Raw genomic sequence first — 16,785 nt, 5'->3', positions numbered from 1 at the left:
CATCAGGACGGCGCGGTCAGTCCGGACCAGTTCATCTTCCTGGAGTCGGCGTTCCTGCTCGCCGCGATCGTGCTCGGCGGTATGGGCACCATCGCTCCAACCCACCTCCTGGCCGACACCTCGGGCCAGGCAGGGCCGAGTGTCCTGGGCGGCAGGACACCGGAGGCTCCCGACACCTCACCGGGAACCTCCCCCTTGAGGTGGTCGGCTCCGAGTGTGACCGTCGCGCCTGGGCGGTCACACCCGGAGCCTCCTCACATCAGATTGCCGGCCATCCGCCGAAGCACGTCGATCGTCGCCAGGTACTCCACGTCCGAGATCCCGGCCACCACCCGCCGCCGCTGCGCCCGAACCTTCACGCTCAGCGCCTCCAACGCCCGCTCACCGTCCGCCGGATCCCCACCCAGAAACGGCGCAAGCGCCTCCGCGATCCCCGCCCCAGGCGCCGCAGGTCCCGGCAATGCGAGCTCCTGCGCCGCGGATGCCGGCGCTGCGGACCTGGACTCCGTCGTGTTGCTCTGTGCGTGTGCCGCCGGCGGCCGGCGGTGTGTGGCTGCGGCGTTGAGGGCCTGCCATTGGCGGCGGGTGAGGTTGTCGGCGGCGAGGAGTTGGTCGAACGACGCCTCCAGTAGCCGGTCGACCTCCTTCAGCCACCAGCCGATAGGCTTGTTGTCACCGGACATATACATGTCAAAGAGCATATAGTTGGAGCCGGACATGGACAACCCCGACCCGGTCGCCGCGGTAGAAGCGGCGATGATCGCGATCCGCCGGCGGCAGACCCGCCGTACGTTCGCCGTCCAGTCCGGCGGACCCGACCCGGTCCAGGAGGTCCTCGACGCGATCGAGGCGGCCGAGCCCGGCCCGCTCGGCGTCAACGGTGTCGCCGCGGCCCTCGGTGTCGACCAGCCTCGCGCGAGCAAACTCGTCGCCGCCGCGGTCTCGGCGGACCTCGTACGCCGCGAGGCCGACCAGGCGGACGGCCGCCGTACCAACCTCGTCCTCACCGCCGCCGGGAGAGCCCAGCTGGACACCGTCCACGCCTTCCGCCGGGACCGCTTCGCCGCCGCGATGGAAGACTGGACGCACAACGAACGAAACGACTTCGCCACCCTCCTGACCCGCTTCGTGACCGCCCTGGACCGCTAGATGTCCGCCCCCGGTCCGCCGCGCCGCCTGTCCGCGAAACCTGAGACAAGAAATGGTCCACGGAGACCTGGTATTGCATGTCCCAGGTCACCGTTGCTTGTCTCAGGTCCGAGCAACGCCACCGCGAGACGGGTCACCGACGGGCTGCGTACACCGCGAACGGGGCGTCGGGCACGATGGCGGAGGCGTCGGCAGCCCAGCCTTCGGCGCGGACCTCTCCGGCGTACTCCATGCCCAGCCGCTGCATCACTGCCTGGGAGGCCGCGTTCACCCGCTCGGTGAAAGCTATGACGGACGAGGCGTTCAAGGTGTCGAATGCGTAGTCCAGACCGGCGCGGCCGAGCTCGGTTGCGAGGCCGCGGCCGCGGGCCGGCTCGGTCAGGGCCCAGCCGAGTTCAAGCCGGTCGGCGGCCCAGGAGGGCCCGACCAGCTCCGCGATCGCCGCGGCCGTCGGCGCATCGGCCGGAATACGGGACAGACCACCGCGCCCCACCACGTCGCCGGTCACCCGCTCATAGGCGATCCACTTACCGGCAGCGTCTCGTTCCCAGCTCGCCTGGTGGTCAGCGACCCGCACGGCCGCCTGCTCCGCCGACAGCGTCTCGTCGTACCAGCGGGCCACCCACGGGTCCTCGTAGATCCGCTGAAGGTCCGCCGCATGTCCGGGAACCACCCCGTTCGGACCGGTCAGCGGCTCGAGCCGCAGGCGGTCCGTGAACCGTGTCCGGACCGTGTGCGCGACCAGGTCCCGCAGTCGCCGGTCGCCGTCGGTCCGGTTCACCATCAGCAGGTCCAGGTCGTACGGTCCAGCCCAGGCGGACGCGTCGTGCTTGCCGGCTTCGAGGCGTGGCCGGCCGAGGTCTCCGTCGACGGTGACGAGGTAGTCGACCTCCCGCCGCACCCGGCCCTGCCACTCCCACTCCCAGTCCGCGACGGTCCAGACGATGTCGCGGACCTTCCAGCCGGTCTCCTCCTCGACCTCGCGCGCCAGCGCCTGCTCCGGAGTCTCACCAGCCTCCAGGTGCCCGCCGACGATGTCCCAGATCCCCGGCAGCAACCGCCGGTCCGCCGTACGCCGCTGCAGATAGACGCGATGCTGCTCGTCCCGGATCAAAGCCCCCACACAGTCGACCGCGCGCATATAGCTCAACCTAGTCCCGCAGTGGGCGCTCGGTGATGCGGTTCGGCATGAAGAGCACGGCGACGACGAGGAGGAGTGCGGCCGCGGCGGCGCCGTAGTACACGTCGTGGACAGCGGGCGCGAGGATCTCGGCCGGCACCTTCTCCAGGTCTGCGTGGTCGTCGCCGAGGCGCGCGGCGACCACGCCGTTCGCGACCGCGCCGAAGACCGCGACCCCGACCGCGCTGCCGACCGAGCGGGAGAACATGTTCGCGCCGGTCACCACGCCGCGCGTCTGCCAGTCGACCGACGACTGCGCGGCCACGACCGACGGCGAGGCGGAGAAGCCGAGCCCGACCCCGATCACGAAGCACGCCGCGGCGAGGTGCAGGACCGAACTCCCGGACCCGACCGTGAGCAGTACGCCGGACCCGAGGACGACGATCAGCGAGCCCATCAGCATCGTCGTGCGGAACCCGACCCGCAGGTAGATCCGCCCGGCGAACGACGCCGCGATCGGCCAGCCGAGCGTCATCGCGGCGAGCGCGAACCCGGCGACGAGGGCCGACGTACCGAGGACGCTCTGCGCGAACAGCGGCACGTACGTCGACAGGCCGATCATCAGCAAGCCGATCAGCAGCGCGGCCGAGTTGGCCGAGTTCAGCACCCGCTGGCGCAGCACCCACAGCGGCAGGATCGGCTCGGCCGCCCGCCGCTCGACGAACACGAACCCCACCAGCAGGACGACGGCCGCGGCCAGGATCACGATGCTCGCCGGCGAGTCCCAGTCCCACATCACGCCGCCCTCGAGCAACCCGAGCAGCAGCAGCGAACCGCCGACCGCGAGCAGGATCGCGCCGGTGTAGTCGATCCGGTGGCTGGTCTTGTCCGCGACCTTCTCCTCGAACCGGCGGACCAGCACCCAGGCGGCCGCGATCCCGAGCGGGATGTTCACGAAGAAGATCCACCGCCAGGAGATGAAGTCCGAGAACACACCGCCGAGGGTCGGGCCGACGAACGACGAGATCCCCCAGACGCTGGCGATGTAGCCCTGCACCTTGGCCCGCTCCGCGACCGTGTAGATGTCGCCGACGATCGTCATGCCGATCGGCTGGATCGCGCCCGCGCCGAGCCCCTGCACGAGCCGGAACGCGATCAGCGCCGGCATGCTCCAGGCGAACCCGCACAGCACCGACCCGAGCACGAACAGCCCGACGCCGAGCAGCATGATCGGCTTCCGGCCGCGCTGGTCCGCGAGCTTGCCGTAGATCGGCACCGACACGGCCTGCGCGAGCAGGTAGATCGAGAACAGCCAGGGGAACTGGGTGAATCCGCCGAGGTCCGCGACCACCGACGGTACGGCGGTGGCCAGGATCGTCGCGTCGATCGCGACCAGTCCGATGCTCAGCATCACCGCGAGCAGAATCGGGCCTCGTTCCGACCGGAGTCCGACGCTCGTCCGGTCGATCCGCTCGGTAGTCATATCACCAACCAATGTATGTGAACCGACAACTGTTCCCCACCCATGGACCGCCCACTGGACGTCCGTCCGTACGACGAAGCAGCGGGGGCGACTGCAAGGCCCGGAGGTTAGGGTTCTGGTTGTCCGCCGCGGAACAGGAGTGCTCATGCCAGCGATCACCGTCGACTACTCGCACCCGGTCGAGGACGCCTTCGACGTCGACGGGTTCACCCGCGCACTGCACGAGACCGTCGTCGAGATCGCGGCCGCCAAACCCGAGGCCTGCAAGACCATGATCAGGTACGACAATCTGTCGGCCTACGGGTACGAAGACCGCGCTGACGCAGGGCACGCTCTGGTGCAGGTGACGATCGGCCTGCTGCCCGGTCGCACCGATGAGGTGAAGGTGCGGCTGACCGAGGCCACGCTGGAACTGCTGGGCAAGTTCATCCCCCCGCAGGACGGCGTCACGCTGCACGCCTCCGCCGAGGTGCGCGAGCTCGACGCTTCGTACCGGAAGTTCGACCGCTAGCTCAGGCGGGTTCGTTGATGGCGTAGCCGATCAAGGTGCTGCACAGGACCAGCGCGATCAGTGTGCTGAGCGCCAGCCGCAGCGACGTGTGTTCCGCGATGGCGCCGAGGACCGGCGTGGCCACGCCGCCGATGCTGACCGCGAGGCCGAGTGTCATGCCGCCCGCCGTACCGACGCGACCGGGCAGGAAGTCCTGGCCGAGTGTCACGTGCAGCGAGAACGGGATCGACATCGCGATCGCGGTCGCGGCGAGGAACCCGAAGAACGCCGGCCCCGGAACGAGCACCAGGCAGGCGATCGCGGGGACGGCGACGGCGTACGACGTGCGCAGTGTGCGGACCCGCCCGTAGCGCGTGGCCAGCCGGCCGCCGAGGAGGGTGCCGAGCGCGCCGGCGGCGAAGAGCACGAACAGCGCGACGCCGCCGGTCGTCGTACCGCCGCCGACCCGCTGGCCGGCGTACAGCGCGATGAACGTGCCGAGGCCGACGAACACGATCGAGCGGCAGATCATGATCAGCGACAGCCGCAGGAACGACGGCCAGTCGTCCGTTCCCTGGGTCTGGCTGCGGGCTGCCGTGACGGCGACGCGCGAGCGGATCGCCCACGAGGTGATCGCGGCGCCGAGGACAGCTGGTACGACGAGCAGCGGCGTCAGCGACAGCCCGCCCGTGGCGATGATCGGTGTGACCAGCACCGGCGCCAGCGCGAAGCCGACGTTCCCGCCGACCGAGAACCAGCTCATCCCGACATGGCTGCCGCCGCTCACGATCCGGGCCAGGCGGGCTGCCTCCGGGTGGTACGCCGCGACGCCGAGGCCCGACAGCGCCGCCGCCAGCCAAGTCAGCCAGTAGTCGTGCCCGACGCCGATCAGGGCGATGCCGAGGCCTGCGGTGGTCATCGCGAGCGGGATCAGCCAGGTCAGCGGACGGCGATCGGTGAGGACGCCGAAGACCGGCTGCACGACCGAGGACAGCAGCGTCGCGGCGAGCGTGATGCCGGACACCGCGACGTACCCGAGGCCGCGCTCGGCGACCAGGAACGGTACGAGCGCCGGCACGCAGCCCTGGTAGATGTCCACGCACGCGTGGCCGGTGGCCATCAGCCCGATGGGTCTCTTCACCCGTCGATCGTCACCGCCGGGTGGCGTGTCCGGCTTCCGATAAAATGCCAGCTGATGCCGGAAACCCGCCAACGTCCCGCGACCACCGGCCGACGCCCGATCGAGGCCGGCGGCGGCATCGAGCCGCACTGGCACGACCGGAACCAGATCGTGTACGCCGGCCGCGGCGTCCTCTCGGTCACCACCGACGCCGGCACGTGGGTAGCCCCCGCTACCCGAGCCATCTGGATCCCCGCCGGCACCCTCCACCAACACCGCGCCTACGGCGAAACCACCCTCCACACAGTCGGCCTCACCGAAAACCCGCTCGCCCTGACCGCCCCCTCAGCCCTGGTGGTCAGCCCCCTCCTGCGAGAACTCATCCTCACCTACACAGCAGATGAGGAAGCCGGTGGACCTGGTCAAGTCGCGGAGGGCCTTGAGACTGGTGAGCGTGGGCGGTTGCGGCGTGTGTTGTTGGACCAGTTGCGGCGGTCGGCTCAGCGGCCGACCTACTTGCCTGCGCCGCGGGACGCGCGGCTTGTGGCGGTTTGTGGGGTGTTGCGGGCGGAGCCCGCGGACGGGCGGACTCTGACTCAGCTAGGGCGGGAGGTGGGTGCAAGTGAGCGGACGTTGAGTCGATTGTGTCGTGCCGAGTTGGGGATGACGTTTCCGCAGTGGCGGACTCAGTTGCGGTTGCACGAGGCGCTGGTGCTGTTGGCGGACGGGGAGTCCGTGACGCGGGTGGCGCACCGGACCGGTTGGGCGTCGACGAGTGCGTTCATCGACACCTTCAAGAGCGCCTTCGGTCACACACCCGGGTCGCGCAGAGCCTGATCGAGGATGCGGCTCCACTGGCGCACGATGCCGCGCCGCCGCACACTGTCGTCGGTCAACAGATCAGCCAGCCCCAGACCGCGCGCCATGTCCAGCACACCCTGCACGGTCTCCCGCACACCAGGCGTCCGTTCGCTCACCTCGAGGACGTCGAGCAGCGCCCGGTGCGCCTGCCGCCCGACGTGTGCCTCCAGCCGCACGATCTGCTGCCGCAACGCCTCCTCCGTCGACGCCGCCACCCACAGATGCAGCGCGGCGCGGAACAACGGCCCGGTGTACACGTCGGCCAGCATCCCGACGATCGCCTCGGTCCGCCCCGCCCCACTCGGCAGCGCGGCGGCCTGCGCACGGATCTCCGCCAGCCGTACCTCGGTCATGTACTCGACGGCCGCCGCGAACAGGTCCGCCCGCGTCGGGAAGTGATGCTGTGCCGCACCCCGCGACACCCCGGCCCGCGCCGCGACGACCGACACCGTCGTCGCGGCGTACCCGACCTCGGCCAGCGACTCGACCGCAGCCTCCAGCAGCCGCTGCCGCGTGGCCCGCGACCGATCCTGCTGGGGCGCTTTCAGCGCCTCACTCACGCGCGGCCTCACGCGCCCGCAGTTCGCGCCGCAGGATCTTCCCCGACGCCGCCTTCGGCACCGCGTCGATGAACTCCACCTGCCGGATCTTCTTGTACGGCGCCACCCGCGCCGCGACGTACTCGATCACATCCTCGGCGGTCAACGACACCCCGGGCATCGGCACCACGAACGCCTTCGGCACTTCGTTGCCGTCGGCATCGACGCCGATGACGGCCGCGTCGGCGATCCGGTCGTCGGTGAGCAGCACGGCCTCCAGCTCCGCCGGCGGCACCTGGTAGCCGTGGTACTTGATCAGCTCCTTCACCCGGTCCACGACGTACAGATAACCCCGCGCGTCCATCCGCCCGATGTCGCCGGTGTGCAGCCAGCCGTCGCGGTCGATCGTCGCGTCGGTCTCGGCGGGCCGGCCGAGGTACCCCTTCATCACCTGCGGCCCGCGGATCCAGATCTCGCCCTCGTCCGCGTCCTCACCGTCCGCACCGACCAGCCGCATCTCGGTCGACGGGAACAGCTTGCCGACCGCACCCGGCGGCGGCTCCGGGTCGTCCTGCGGTACGGCGTGCGTGCCCGGCGACAGCTCGGTCATCCCGTAGGCCTGCGTCACCGCGTGCAGACCGAGCCGCTTCGCGCACGCCTCGGCCAGCTCGCCGTCCAACGGCGCCGCGGCCGACATCACGTGCTGCAGCGCGGACAGGTCGAACGAGTCGACGGCCGGGTGCTTGGCGAGCGCCAGAACCACCGGCGGTGCGACGAACGCTCGCGTGATCCGCTGGTCCTGGAGTGTGGTCAGGAACTGCTCCAGGTCGAACTTGGGCAGCACCACGACCGTGATGCCGAGCCGCAGCGGCAGGTTCATCAGGACGGTCAGTCCGTAGATGTGGAAGAACGGCAGGATCGCGATGACCCGCTCGTCCTCGCCCAGCTTGATCGTGGCCTCGGCCTGCGCGATGTTCGTCGCGATGTTCCGGTGCGTCAGCATCACGCCCTTGGCCGCGCCGGTGGTCCCGCTCGAGTAGGGCAGCACCGCGACGTCCACTGCCGGATCGATCGTCACCGATGGCTCGGGAGCGGTGGACGCGAACAGCTCCTGGATCGACCGGTACCCCTCGGCCTGGTCGCAGACGAAGATCTGCCCGACGTCCGTGCCCTCGACCGCGGCGGTCGCGACCGGCAGGAACAGCGAAATCGTCACCAGCAACTTCGCCTTCGAGTCGACCAACTGCTTGTGCAACTCGTCCGCGGTGTAGAGCGCGTTCACCGTGGTCACAGTCGCACCGGCCCGCGTGGCGCCGTAGAACACCACCGGGTACAGGATCGTGTTCGGGCTGTACAGCGCGATCACGTCACCGTGCTGTACGCCGAGCTCGGCCAGGCCGGCCGCGACCCGCCGGGTCAAGTGGTCCAGTTGGGCGTAGCTGAGTTCCTTGCCGGTGACGCCGTCGACCATCGCCGGCCGGTCGCCGTACTCCTGGGCTCTGCCGAGCACGGCGTCGTGGATCGGGACGTCGAGCACCTCGACGGGCGGGAATTCGCTGGTGATGATCATCGGCCCAGGCCTTTCTCAGTAGGACTTCGGCAACCCGAGGCTGTGCTGTGCGACGAAGTTCAGGATCATCTCCCGGCTGACCGGGGCGATCCGGGTCGCGCGTGCGGCCGCGACCAGTGACGCAACGCCGTACTCGACAGTCATACCGTTCCCGCCGAGCGATTGCACTGCCTGATCGGTGGCTCGTACGGCGACCTCGCCGGCCGCGTACTTCGCCATGTTCGCGGCCTCGCCCGCGGCCAGATCGTCGCCCGCGTCGTACAACGCCGCCGCCTTCTGCATCATCAGCCGGGCCAGCTCGAGCTCGATCTTGATCTGCGCCAGCGGGTGCGCGATGCCCTGGTGCGCGCCGATCGGCTGCTTCCACACCTGGCGTTCCTTGACGTACGCCGTCGCCTTGCCGAGCGCGTGCCGAGCGATCCCGATCGCGAACGCGGACGCCATGATCCGTTCGGGGTTGAGGCCCGCGAACAGCTGCATGAGCGCCGCGTCCTCGGACCCGACGAGCGCTTCGCGCGGCAGCTGTACGTCGTCCAGGAACAGCGCGTACTGCTTGTCCGGGCTGATCAGGTCCATCTCGATCTGCCGGAACTCCACGCCCGGCGCATCGGTCGGGACGATGAACAGCGCCGGCTTCAGCTTTCCGGTCCGGGCGTCTTCGGTGCGGCCGACGACCAGGACCGCCTTCGCGACGTCGAGCCCGGAGATGTACACCTTGCGCCCGGTCAGCGACCAGCCGCCGTCGGTCCGACGGGCCGTGGTGGTGATCTGGTGCGAGTTCGAGCCGGCGTCCGGTTCGGTGATCGCGAACGCCATGATCGTCGTACCGTCGGCGAGGCCCGGCAGCCAGTGCTGCTTCTGGTCGTCGGTGCCGAACCGGGAGATCACCGTGCCGCAGATCGACGGCGACACGACCATCATCAGCAGTGGGCAGCCGGCCGCGCCGAGCTCCTCGAGGACGATCGACAGGTCGGCCATGCCGCCGCCACCGCCGCCGTACTCCTCGGGAAGGTTCACGCCCAGGAACCCGAGCTTGCCGGCCTCGAGCCACAGCTCGGTGGTGTGACCGCCGGTCCTGGCCTGCCGGTTGAACCACTCGTAGCCGTACTTCTTCCCGAGCTCGCCGACGACCCTTCTCAACTCCCGACGTTCGTCGGATTCCACGAAGCTCATCGGCGTCCTCGCTTCGCTCCGGGCGCCGATGAGGCACGAATCGCGCTGTGCTTTCTGATGAACTCGCTACGCTCGTTCATGCGCCCTCCCCAACCACGGCCAGTACGGTGCCGACCTCGACCTGTTGTCCTGCTGCCACCTTCAACTCACCGACGACGCCGTCCGCCGGGGCGGCGATCGTGTGCTCCATCTTCATCGCCTCCAGCCAGAGCAGCGGCTGTCCTTGTTTCACCACGTCACCGACCGCGACGCCGACCCGGATCACGGTCCCCGGCATGGGCGCCACCAACGACCCGGCGGCGACCTGATCGGCCGGATCGACGAACCGCTCGACCGGCCGCAGCGTCACACCGCCGAGCGCCGAGTCCACGCACACGAGCCCGCCGTACGCCGCGACCTCGAACGACCTGCGCACACCGTCGACCTCGAGCGCGACGCTCCCGGGGTCCAGAGAAATCAGCGCAGTGTTGCCGTCGACAACCAATCCGTCCCGCGTCAGCCGGTACGTCACCTCGACCACGTCGTCGCCGTACCGATAGCTCTTCCGCTGCGGCTGCGACACCAGATTCCGCCACCCGCTGGGCACCCGCACCGGCGTACGCCGTCCCGCCGCATCCGCCAGCGCGGCCGCCAACGCCGACGCCCGCACCACCGAGTCGTCGACCGTCGTCCCGACCCCGTGCGTGTCGAAGAACGCGGTGTCCGTGTCGCCCGCGAGGAACGCCGGGTGCCGAAGGATCCACGCGAGCAGCTCCCGGTTGGTGCCGACGCCGTGGATCGTCGCCCGCTCCAGCACCCCGGCCAGCCGCCGCGCGACCGCGGCCCGATCGGCCCCGTACGCGATCACCTTCGCGAGCATCGGGTCGTAGTACGGCGAGACTTCCGACCCGTCGACCACCCCGGAATCGACCCGCAGACCCTCCTGCTGCTCCAGCGTGAAGCTGTGCAGCACTCCGGTCTGCGGTTGCCATTCGTGGTGGGGATCCTCGGCGTACAGCCGGACCTCGATCGCATGCCCGACCGTCAGCGGCGGCTCGGGCGGCAGCTGCGCACCGGACGCGACGGCGATCTGCAGCTCGACCAGGTCGAGCCCGGTCGTCTCCTCGGTCACCGGATGCTCCACCTGCAACCGCGTGTTCATCTCGAGGAAGTAGAAGTTCCCGTCCTCATCGGCGAGGAACTCGACCGTCCCGGCACCGGTGTAGTTGATCGCCGCGGCCGCCTTCCGCGCCGCGTCGAACAACTCGGCGCGCATCGCCGGGATGCGGTCGACGAGTGGCGACGGCGCCTCTTCGACGACCTTCTGGTGCCGGCGCTGGATCGAGCACTCCCGTTCACCGACCGCCCAGATCGTCCCGTGCCGGTCCGCCATGATCTGTACTTCGATGTGCCGCCCGGTCGCGAGGTACCGCTCACAGAACACCGTCCCGTCCCCGAACGCCGACAGCGCCTCCGCCGACGCCGCGTCGATCTCGGCCGCGAGGTCCTCCAGCCGCGACACCATCCGCATCCCGCGGCCACCACCGCCTGCCGACGCCTTCACCAGCACCGGCAGATCGTCGGCGGACACCTCGGCCGGCGTGAGCTCCGCCAGCACCGGCACCCCGGCCGCCGCCATCAGCTTCTTCGCCTCGATCTTCGACCCCATCGACGAGATCGCGTCCACGGGCGGACCGATCCAGGTCAGCCCCGCGTCGATCACCGCCTGCGCGAACGCGGCGTTCTCCGACAGGAACCCGTACCCGGGATGGACGGCGTCCGCACCGGCCCGCAGCGCCGCCTCGACGACCAGGTCGGCCCGCAGATAAGTCTCGCCCGGTGTGTTCCCGGGCAGGTGAACGGCCGCATCGGCCTCGTCCACGAACGGCATCCGCGCGTCGGCGCTCGAATACACCGCCACCGTGGACAGGCCGAGCGACCGGGCCGTGCGGAAGATCCGGCGGGCGATCTCGCCGCGGTTGGCGACCAGTACCGAAGAGATCATGCGCGTCACATCCTGAAGACGCCGAAGGACGACGTGCCTTCGACCGGGGCGGAGTGGATGGCGGACAGGCAGATGCCGAGCACGGTTCTGGTGTCGCGGGGATCGATGACGCCGTCGTCGTACAGGCGGCCGGACAGGAACATCGGCAGCGACTCCGCCTCGATCTGACCTTCGACGTACGCGCGCATCTGCCGGTCGGCCTGTTCGTCGTACGGCTGCCCCTTCGCGTCGGCGGCCGCCCGCGCGACGATCGACAGCACACCGGCCAGCTGTTGCGGGCCCATCACCGCCGATTTCGCCGACGGCCATGCGAACAGGAACCGCGGATCGAACGCGCGGCCGCACATCCCGTAGTGCCCGGCGCCGTACGACGCGCCCATCAGGATCGAGACGTGCGGGACCTTCGAGTTCGAGACCGCGTTGATCATCTGCGCGCCGTGCTTGATGATGCCGCCCTGCTCGTACTCCTGCCCGACTATGTAGCCGGTCGTGTTGTGCAGGAAGATCAGCGGCGTGTTCGCGCGGTTCGCCAGCTGGATGAACTGCGCGGCCTTCTGCGACTCCTCGCTGAACAGCACGCCGCGCGCGTTCGCCAGGATCCCCACCGGGTAGCCGTGCACCGACGCCCAGCCGGTCGCCAGCGAGGACCCGTACAGCGGCTTGAACTCGTCGAACACCGACCCGTCCACCACCCGGGCGATCACGTCCCGCGGATCGAACGGGACCTTCAGATCACCCGGCACGATGTCCAGCAGGTCGTCCGCGGAGAAGCGCGGCCCGTCGTACGACGGGGCGGCCGGCGGACCGAGTTTGCGCCAGTTCAGCCGGGACACGATCTGCCGCCCGAGCCGGATTGCGTCGGGCTCGTCGACCGCGAAGTAGTCGGCCAGGCCGGACTGCCGCGCGTGCATCGACGCACCGCCGAGCGACTCGTCGTCCGCGTCCTCGCCGGTCGCCATCTTCACCAGCGGCGGCCCGGCCAGGAACACCTTCGCGCCGCCGTCGACCATCACGACGTAGTCGCTCATGCCCGGGATGTACGCGCCGCCTGCGGTCGAGTTGCCGAACACCAGCGCGATCGTCGGGATCCCCTCGGCCGACAACCGGGTCAGGTTCCGGAACATCGCGCCGCCAGGGATGAAGATCTCCTTCTGCGTCGGCAGGTCCGCGCCGCCGGACTCGACCAGGCTGATCACCGGCAGCCGGTTCGCCCGCGCGATCTCGTCCGCGCGCAAGGCCTTCTTCAGGGTCCACGGGTTGCTGGATCCGCCTTTGACGGTCGGGTCGTTGGCGGTGATCAGGCATTCGACGCCCTCGACCACACCGATGCCCGTGACCAGGCTGGCGCCGACGGTGAAGTCGGATCCCCAGCCGGCCAGCGGCGACAGCTCGAGGAAGTACGAGTCCGGGTCGAGCAGCAGCTCGATCCGCTCGCGGGCCAGCAGCTTCCCGCGCCGGTGGTGCCGGTCGACGTACTTCTCCCCGCCGCCCGCCAGCGCCTTCGCGTGCTCGACGTCCAGCGCGGCCAACTTCCCCAACATCGCCGCCCGATGAGCGCTTGCGTCCGAAGAAGTGGCGGGAGGTGCCGCAACTACTTCGGACGTAACGGAGTTGTTCATGTGAACCCCAGTCGTTTCGCCGCCAAGGTCGTCAGGATCTCGGTGGTCCCGCCGCCGATGGCGAGGATCTTCTGGTCGCGGTACTGGCGTTCCACCTCGGCCCCGCGCATGTACCCGAGGCCGCCGTGCAGCTGCAGGGCCTGGTCGCACACCCACTGCCCGGCCGCGACCGCGGTGTTCTTGGCGAAACAGGTCTCAGCGATCACGTCCTCGCCGGCGTCCGCGCGCCGCGCCACTTCGCGCACATAGACCCGCGCCACATCCACCCGCCGCGCCATCTCGGTCAGCGTGTGCTGCACCGTCTGCCGAGAAATCAACGGCCGCCCGAAGGTCTCGCGCTGACGGCACCATTCGACGGTCAGATCAAGCGCCCGCTGGGCCCCGGCATAGGCCTGCACAGACAACGTCAAACGCTCCGCGACGAAGTTCACGGCCAGCTGGACGAACCCACTGCCAGGCGCGCCGATCAGGTTGCCCACCGGCACCCGCACGTTGTCGAACGACAGCTCGGCCGTGTCGGAGCACAGCCAGCCCATCTTCTCCAACCGCCGCGACACCCCGAACCCAGCCTCGATCACCAGCAAACTGATGCCGTGCGCCCCCGGGCCGTCAGTTCGGACAGCTGTCGTCACAAAATCCGCACGACACCCCGACGTGATGAAGGTCTTCGCGCCGTTCACCACGAACACGTCACCCTCGCGCCGCGCCGTCGTACGAAGTGACGCCACGTCCGACCCACCGCCCGGCTCCGTGATGGCCAGCGCCCCGATCAACTCGCCGCCCAACGTCGGCCGAACCCACCGCTCGATCTGCTCTTCGTTGCCGCTGGCAATAATGTGCGGAAGTGCGATGCCGCAGGTCAGGAGTGCGGCCACGAGGCCGCCGGAGCCACCCGCGTAGTGCATCTCCTCGACGACGTCGATCGCGTCGAGCAGCGATCCGCCGCCACCGCCGACCGCTTCCGGGAATCCGACGCCCAGCAACCCGAGAGCGCCGGCCTTCTTGTGCAGCTCCCGCGGCAGCTCGCCGTCCCGCTCCCACTGGTCCAGATGCGGCAGCACCTCGGCCGCCATGAACCGCCGTACGGACTCCCGGAAGTCGTTCACAACAGGACCTCCGGCACGTCGACGTACCGCGACCGCAGCCACTCGCCGAGCGCCTTCGCCTGCGGATCGAACCGCGCCTGCGCCGCGACGCCCTCACCCAGCAGACCCTCGACGACGAAGTTCAGCGCCCACAGGTTCGGAAGCAGGTAGCGCGTGACGGTCAGCGACCGCGTCTCCGGCAGGAGCGTCTGGAACAGCTCGACCGTGAGGGTGTGCGCGAGCCAGCGCCAGTCCTTCTCGTCGCGGACCCACACGCCGACGTTCGCGTCGCCGCCCTTGTCACCCGATCGCGCGCCGGCGATCCGGCCGAGCGGGACCTCGCGAGTGCGCGGCGGTCCGCTGGACAGCTGCAGCAGCGGCATCGGGGCCTCGATGCCGTCGACCGGTCGCAGCGGTCGCGTCTCGAGCGCGGGCTCGACGACCTGCCGCGATCCGTCGGGCAGTACGACGACGTGCTCCACCTCGTGGATGTCGACGTACCCGGCACGGAAAACGCCGTACGGCGAACCGTCGCCGGGCGGCGCGGTGACATGGAAGCCGGGGTAGCTTGCCAGCGCCAGCTCGATCGCCGCGCTGCTGAACGCGCGACCGACGACCTTCGGGTCCGGGTCCTTGACCGCGCACCGGAGGAAAACGCTCGCCTCCTCCTCGGACTCGGCGTTCGGCTTCTCGGTCCAGGCCAGCGTCCACTTCAGCTCGGCCGGCCGTTTCGGCAGCGCCTGCTCGAGCTGCTGCTGCACCAGCTCGGCCTTCTGCTCCAGTTGCAGCCCGGTGAGGACGAAGTCGACCTCGTTGCGGAAACCGCCGACGCTGTTCAGCGAGACTTTGTACGTCGGCGGCGGGGCTTCGCCGCGGACCCCGGAGATCCGGACGCGGTCGGGGCCGTCGGCGGTGAGCTCGATCGTGTCGAGGCGGGTTGTGACGTCCGGACCGGCGTACCGGGCGTCGCCGACCTCGTACAGCAGCTGCGCCTTGACCGTGTCGATCGTGACCGCGCCGCCGGTGTTGTCGTGCTTGGTGATCACGCTGCTGCCGTCCGCGTGGATCTCCGCGATCGGGAACCCGGGCCGCCCGAAGTCGCGGATCTCGGTGAAGAACGCGTAGTTCCCGCCGGTCGCCTGACAACCGCACTCGATCACGTGCCCGGCGACGACCGCCCCGGCGAGTTCGTCGTACTGCGTCCGCTTCCAGCCGTGGTGTGCCGCGGCCGGGCCGACGATCACGGAGGCATCCGTTACGCGCCCGGTCACCACCACGTCCGCACCGGCCTGCAGTGCCTCGGCGATACCCCAAGCGCCCAGGTACGCATTGGCGGTCAACGGCGCGCCCAGCCGCAGCTCCTGTGCTCGGCCGACGAGATCGTCGCCTTCGACGTACGCGATCTTCGGATGCAACCCGAGCCGCTCCGCCAGGTCGGTGATCGCCGCGGCGAGCCCCGACGGGTTGAGACCGCCCGCGTTGCTGACGATCTTCACGCCCCGGTCGAGCGCCTCGCCCAACCCGGTCTCGAGCTGCTTGAGGAACGTCTTCGCATAACCCAGGCCCGGGTCCTTCATCCGGTCCCGCCCGAGGATGAGCATCGTCAGCTCGGCCAGGTAATCGCCCGTCAGCACATCCAGCGGCCCGCCGGTCAGCATCTCCTGCACCGCGCTGAACCGGTCCCCGTAGAACCCGGACGCGTTACCGATGCGCAGCGCCTCAGTCATCCGAACTGCCCCGCCCGACGCCCCTTCCCCGGCAACCCGGCGAAGGCCTGGATGATCCCCAACCACTCCTCGGCGTCCGCACCCTCCGCTCGCACGGACAGGTCGTCCCGGTGCCGGCGTTGCGTCGCGAGCAGGCAGAAGTCGAGAGCGGGCGCGGTCACCCGCTGCGCTGCATCCTCAGGACCCCAGGTCCACACGTCACCGTCCGGCCCGGTCAGTTCGACACGGAACGGCTCGGCGGGCGGCTTGCGGTCGTTGAGCAGGTACGCGAAGTCCCGCGTGCGGACCGCGAGATGCGCGACGTGCCGCAGACGGTTCGACGGCTGGCGTTGGACGCCGAGGGCGTCGAACACGTCCTGCCCGTGGGCCCACGTCTCCATCAGACGCGCCGTCGCCATCGACGTCGGACTCATCGGCGGGCCGTACCACAGCACCTTCTCACCCGGCGGCACCTTCTTCAGCACCTCGGCAACCTCGGCCCGGGTCTCCCGCCAGTAGGTCAGCAGCTGGTCCGGCGGCAACGCGGCAGTCTCCGCGGCGCCGTCGTCGACGTACGTCGTGGGACTCGCTGCGGCCGTCTGTAGCGACGCCTTGAACGCCTCAGGGTCGGTCACGGCCAGCTGCGTCGCCTCGTCGGTCCAGGTCAGATGAGCGATCTGATGCGCGATCGTCCACCCCTCAGCCGGCGTAGGCGTAGCCCACTCCTCCGCGGCGAGGCCACCCACCAACCGATCCAGCTCAGCACTCTCAGCCCAAAGATCCGCCAGCACTTCGTCCAGTTGCACGCCACACTCCCTCGCGAGCCACCCGTCCAGCCGAGCGTCCCACGCCCCACAAAAAGAATCAAGCGTGCTTGTTTTCCGCG

General features: G+C 69.7%; 15 protein-coding genes. 3 read left to right on the top strand and 12 right to left on the bottom strand.

All coding sequences use genetic code 11. From position 1 onward, the window contains the following. Positions 1 to 254: 254 nt before the first annotated feature. Positions 255 to 689 (bottom strand): hypothetical protein, encoded by a 435-nt coding sequence (locus tag ACWEOO_RS15775; protein WP_452143560.1) that lies wholly within the window; start codon positions 687 to 689, stop codon positions 255 to 257. Positions 690 to 717: 28 nt separating this feature from the next. On the opposite strand from ACWEOO_RS15775, the gene ACWEOO_RS15770 reads away from it, so the two are divergent. Further along, a complete protein-coding gene (locus ACWEOO_RS15770) occupies positions 718 to 1,149 on the top strand; it encodes a MarR family winged helix-turn-helix transcriptional regulator (RefSeq protein WP_452143559.1) in 432 nt (143 codons plus the stop codon). A 133-nt stretch (positions 1,150 to 1,282) separates the two neighbouring features. Here ACWEOO_RS15770 and ACWEOO_RS15765 read toward each other — a convergent pair whose 3' ends face one another. Continuing rightward, positions 1,283 to 2,290, bottom strand: coding sequence for a GNAT family N-acetyltransferase (locus ACWEOO_RS15765; protein ID WP_452143558.1), 1,008 nt, complete (start codon positions 2,288 to 2,290; stop codon positions 1,283 to 1,285). 10 nt (positions 2,291 to 2,300) lie between these two features. After that, positions 2,301 to 3,752, bottom strand: coding sequence for an MDR family MFS transporter (locus ACWEOO_RS15760; protein WP_452143557.1), 1,452 nt, complete (start codon positions 3,750 to 3,752; stop codon positions 2,301 to 2,303). 145 nt (positions 3,753 to 3,897) lie between these two features. Between ACWEOO_RS15760 and ACWEOO_RS15755 the strand changes: the two genes are divergently transcribed. After that, a complete protein-coding gene (locus ACWEOO_RS15755) occupies positions 3,898 to 4,263 on the top strand; it encodes a 5-carboxymethyl-2-hydroxymuconate Delta-isomerase (protein ID WP_452143556.1) in 366 nt (121 codons plus the stop codon). Between the two features lies 1 nt (position 4,264). On the opposite strand, the gene ACWEOO_RS15750 is transcribed toward ACWEOO_RS15755, so the two are convergent. Next, positions 4,265 to 5,383, bottom strand: coding sequence for an MFS transporter (locus tag ACWEOO_RS15750; RefSeq protein ID WP_452143555.1), 1,119 nt, complete (start codon positions 5,381 to 5,383; stop codon positions 4,265 to 4,267). A 54-nt stretch (positions 5,384 to 5,437) separates the two neighbouring features. On the opposite strand from ACWEOO_RS15750, the gene ACWEOO_RS15745 reads away from it, so the two are divergent. Continuing rightward, a complete protein-coding gene (locus tag ACWEOO_RS15745; protein ID WP_452143554.1) occupies positions 5,438 to 6,199 on the top strand; it encodes an AraC family transcriptional regulator in 762 nt (253 codons plus the stop codon). Here the strand turns inward: ACWEOO_RS15745 and ACWEOO_RS15740 are convergent. The 8 genes from ACWEOO_RS15740 to ACWEOO_RS15705 form a co-directional block, all read right to left on the bottom strand. Then, positions 6,172 to 6,783 carry a TetR/AcrR family transcriptional regulator gene (locus ACWEOO_RS15740; protein WP_363706848.1) on the bottom strand — a complete coding sequence of 204 codons (612 nt, stop codon included), beginning with the start codon at positions 6,781 to 6,783 and terminating at the stop codon, positions 6,172 to 6,174. The two genes, ACWEOO_RS15745 and ACWEOO_RS15740, sit on opposite strands and share 28 nt — an antisense overlap. Continuing rightward, positions 6,776 to 8,332, bottom strand: a complete 1,557-nt coding sequence (locus ACWEOO_RS15735; RefSeq protein ID WP_452143553.1) for an AMP-binding protein — start codon at positions 8,330 to 8,332, stop codon at positions 6,776 to 6,778. Before ACWEOO_RS15735 ends, ACWEOO_RS15740 begins: the two co-directional genes overlap by 8 nt. A 15-nt stretch (positions 8,333 to 8,347) precedes the next feature. Further along, positions 8,348 to 9,505 (bottom strand): acyl-CoA dehydrogenase family protein, encoded by a 1,158-nt coding sequence (locus tag ACWEOO_RS15730; RefSeq protein WP_452143552.1) that lies wholly within the window; start codon positions 9,503 to 9,505, stop codon positions 8,348 to 8,350. Between the two features lie 76 nt (positions 9,506 to 9,581). Then, positions 9,582 to 11,489, bottom strand: a complete 1,908-nt coding sequence (locus tag ACWEOO_RS15725) for an ATP-binding protein (protein ID WP_452143551.1) — start codon at positions 11,487 to 11,489, stop codon at positions 9,582 to 9,584. Between the two features lie 5 nt (positions 11,490 to 11,494). After that, positions 11,495 to 13,030: an acyl-CoA carboxylase subunit beta gene (locus tag ACWEOO_RS15720; RefSeq protein ID WP_452143550.1), complete on the bottom strand. Its 1,536-nt coding sequence runs from the start codon at positions 13,028 to 13,030 to the stop codon at positions 11,495 to 11,497. A 74-nt stretch (positions 13,031 to 13,104) separates the two neighbouring features. Next, the gene (locus ACWEOO_RS15715) at positions 13,105 to 14,214 is read right to left on the bottom strand and encodes an acyl-CoA dehydrogenase family protein (RefSeq protein ID WP_452143549.1); all 1,110 of its coding nucleotides are present in this window, start codon (positions 14,212 to 14,214) and stop codon (positions 13,105 to 13,107) included. Next, positions 14,211 to 15,920, bottom strand: coding sequence for an acyclic terpene utilization AtuA family protein (locus tag ACWEOO_RS15710; RefSeq protein WP_452143548.1), 1,710 nt, complete (start codon positions 15,918 to 15,920; stop codon positions 14,211 to 14,213). The genes ACWEOO_RS15715 and ACWEOO_RS15710 overlap by 4 nt, the downstream gene beginning before the upstream one ends. Further along, the gene (locus ACWEOO_RS15705) at positions 15,917 to 16,705 is read right to left on the bottom strand and encodes a TIGR03084 family metal-binding protein (protein ID WP_452143547.1); all 789 of its coding nucleotides are present in this window, start codon (positions 16,703 to 16,705) and stop codon (positions 15,917 to 15,919) included. Before ACWEOO_RS15705 ends, ACWEOO_RS15710 begins: the two co-directional genes overlap by 4 nt. Between the last annotated feature and the right edge of the window lie 80 nt (positions 16,706 to 16,785).

The sequence above is a fragment of the Kribbella sp. NPDC004138 genome (assembly GCF_053603655.1).
Note: the sequence above shows the minus strand (reverse complement) of the source record. Positions and strands in the feature narration are given on the sequence as shown.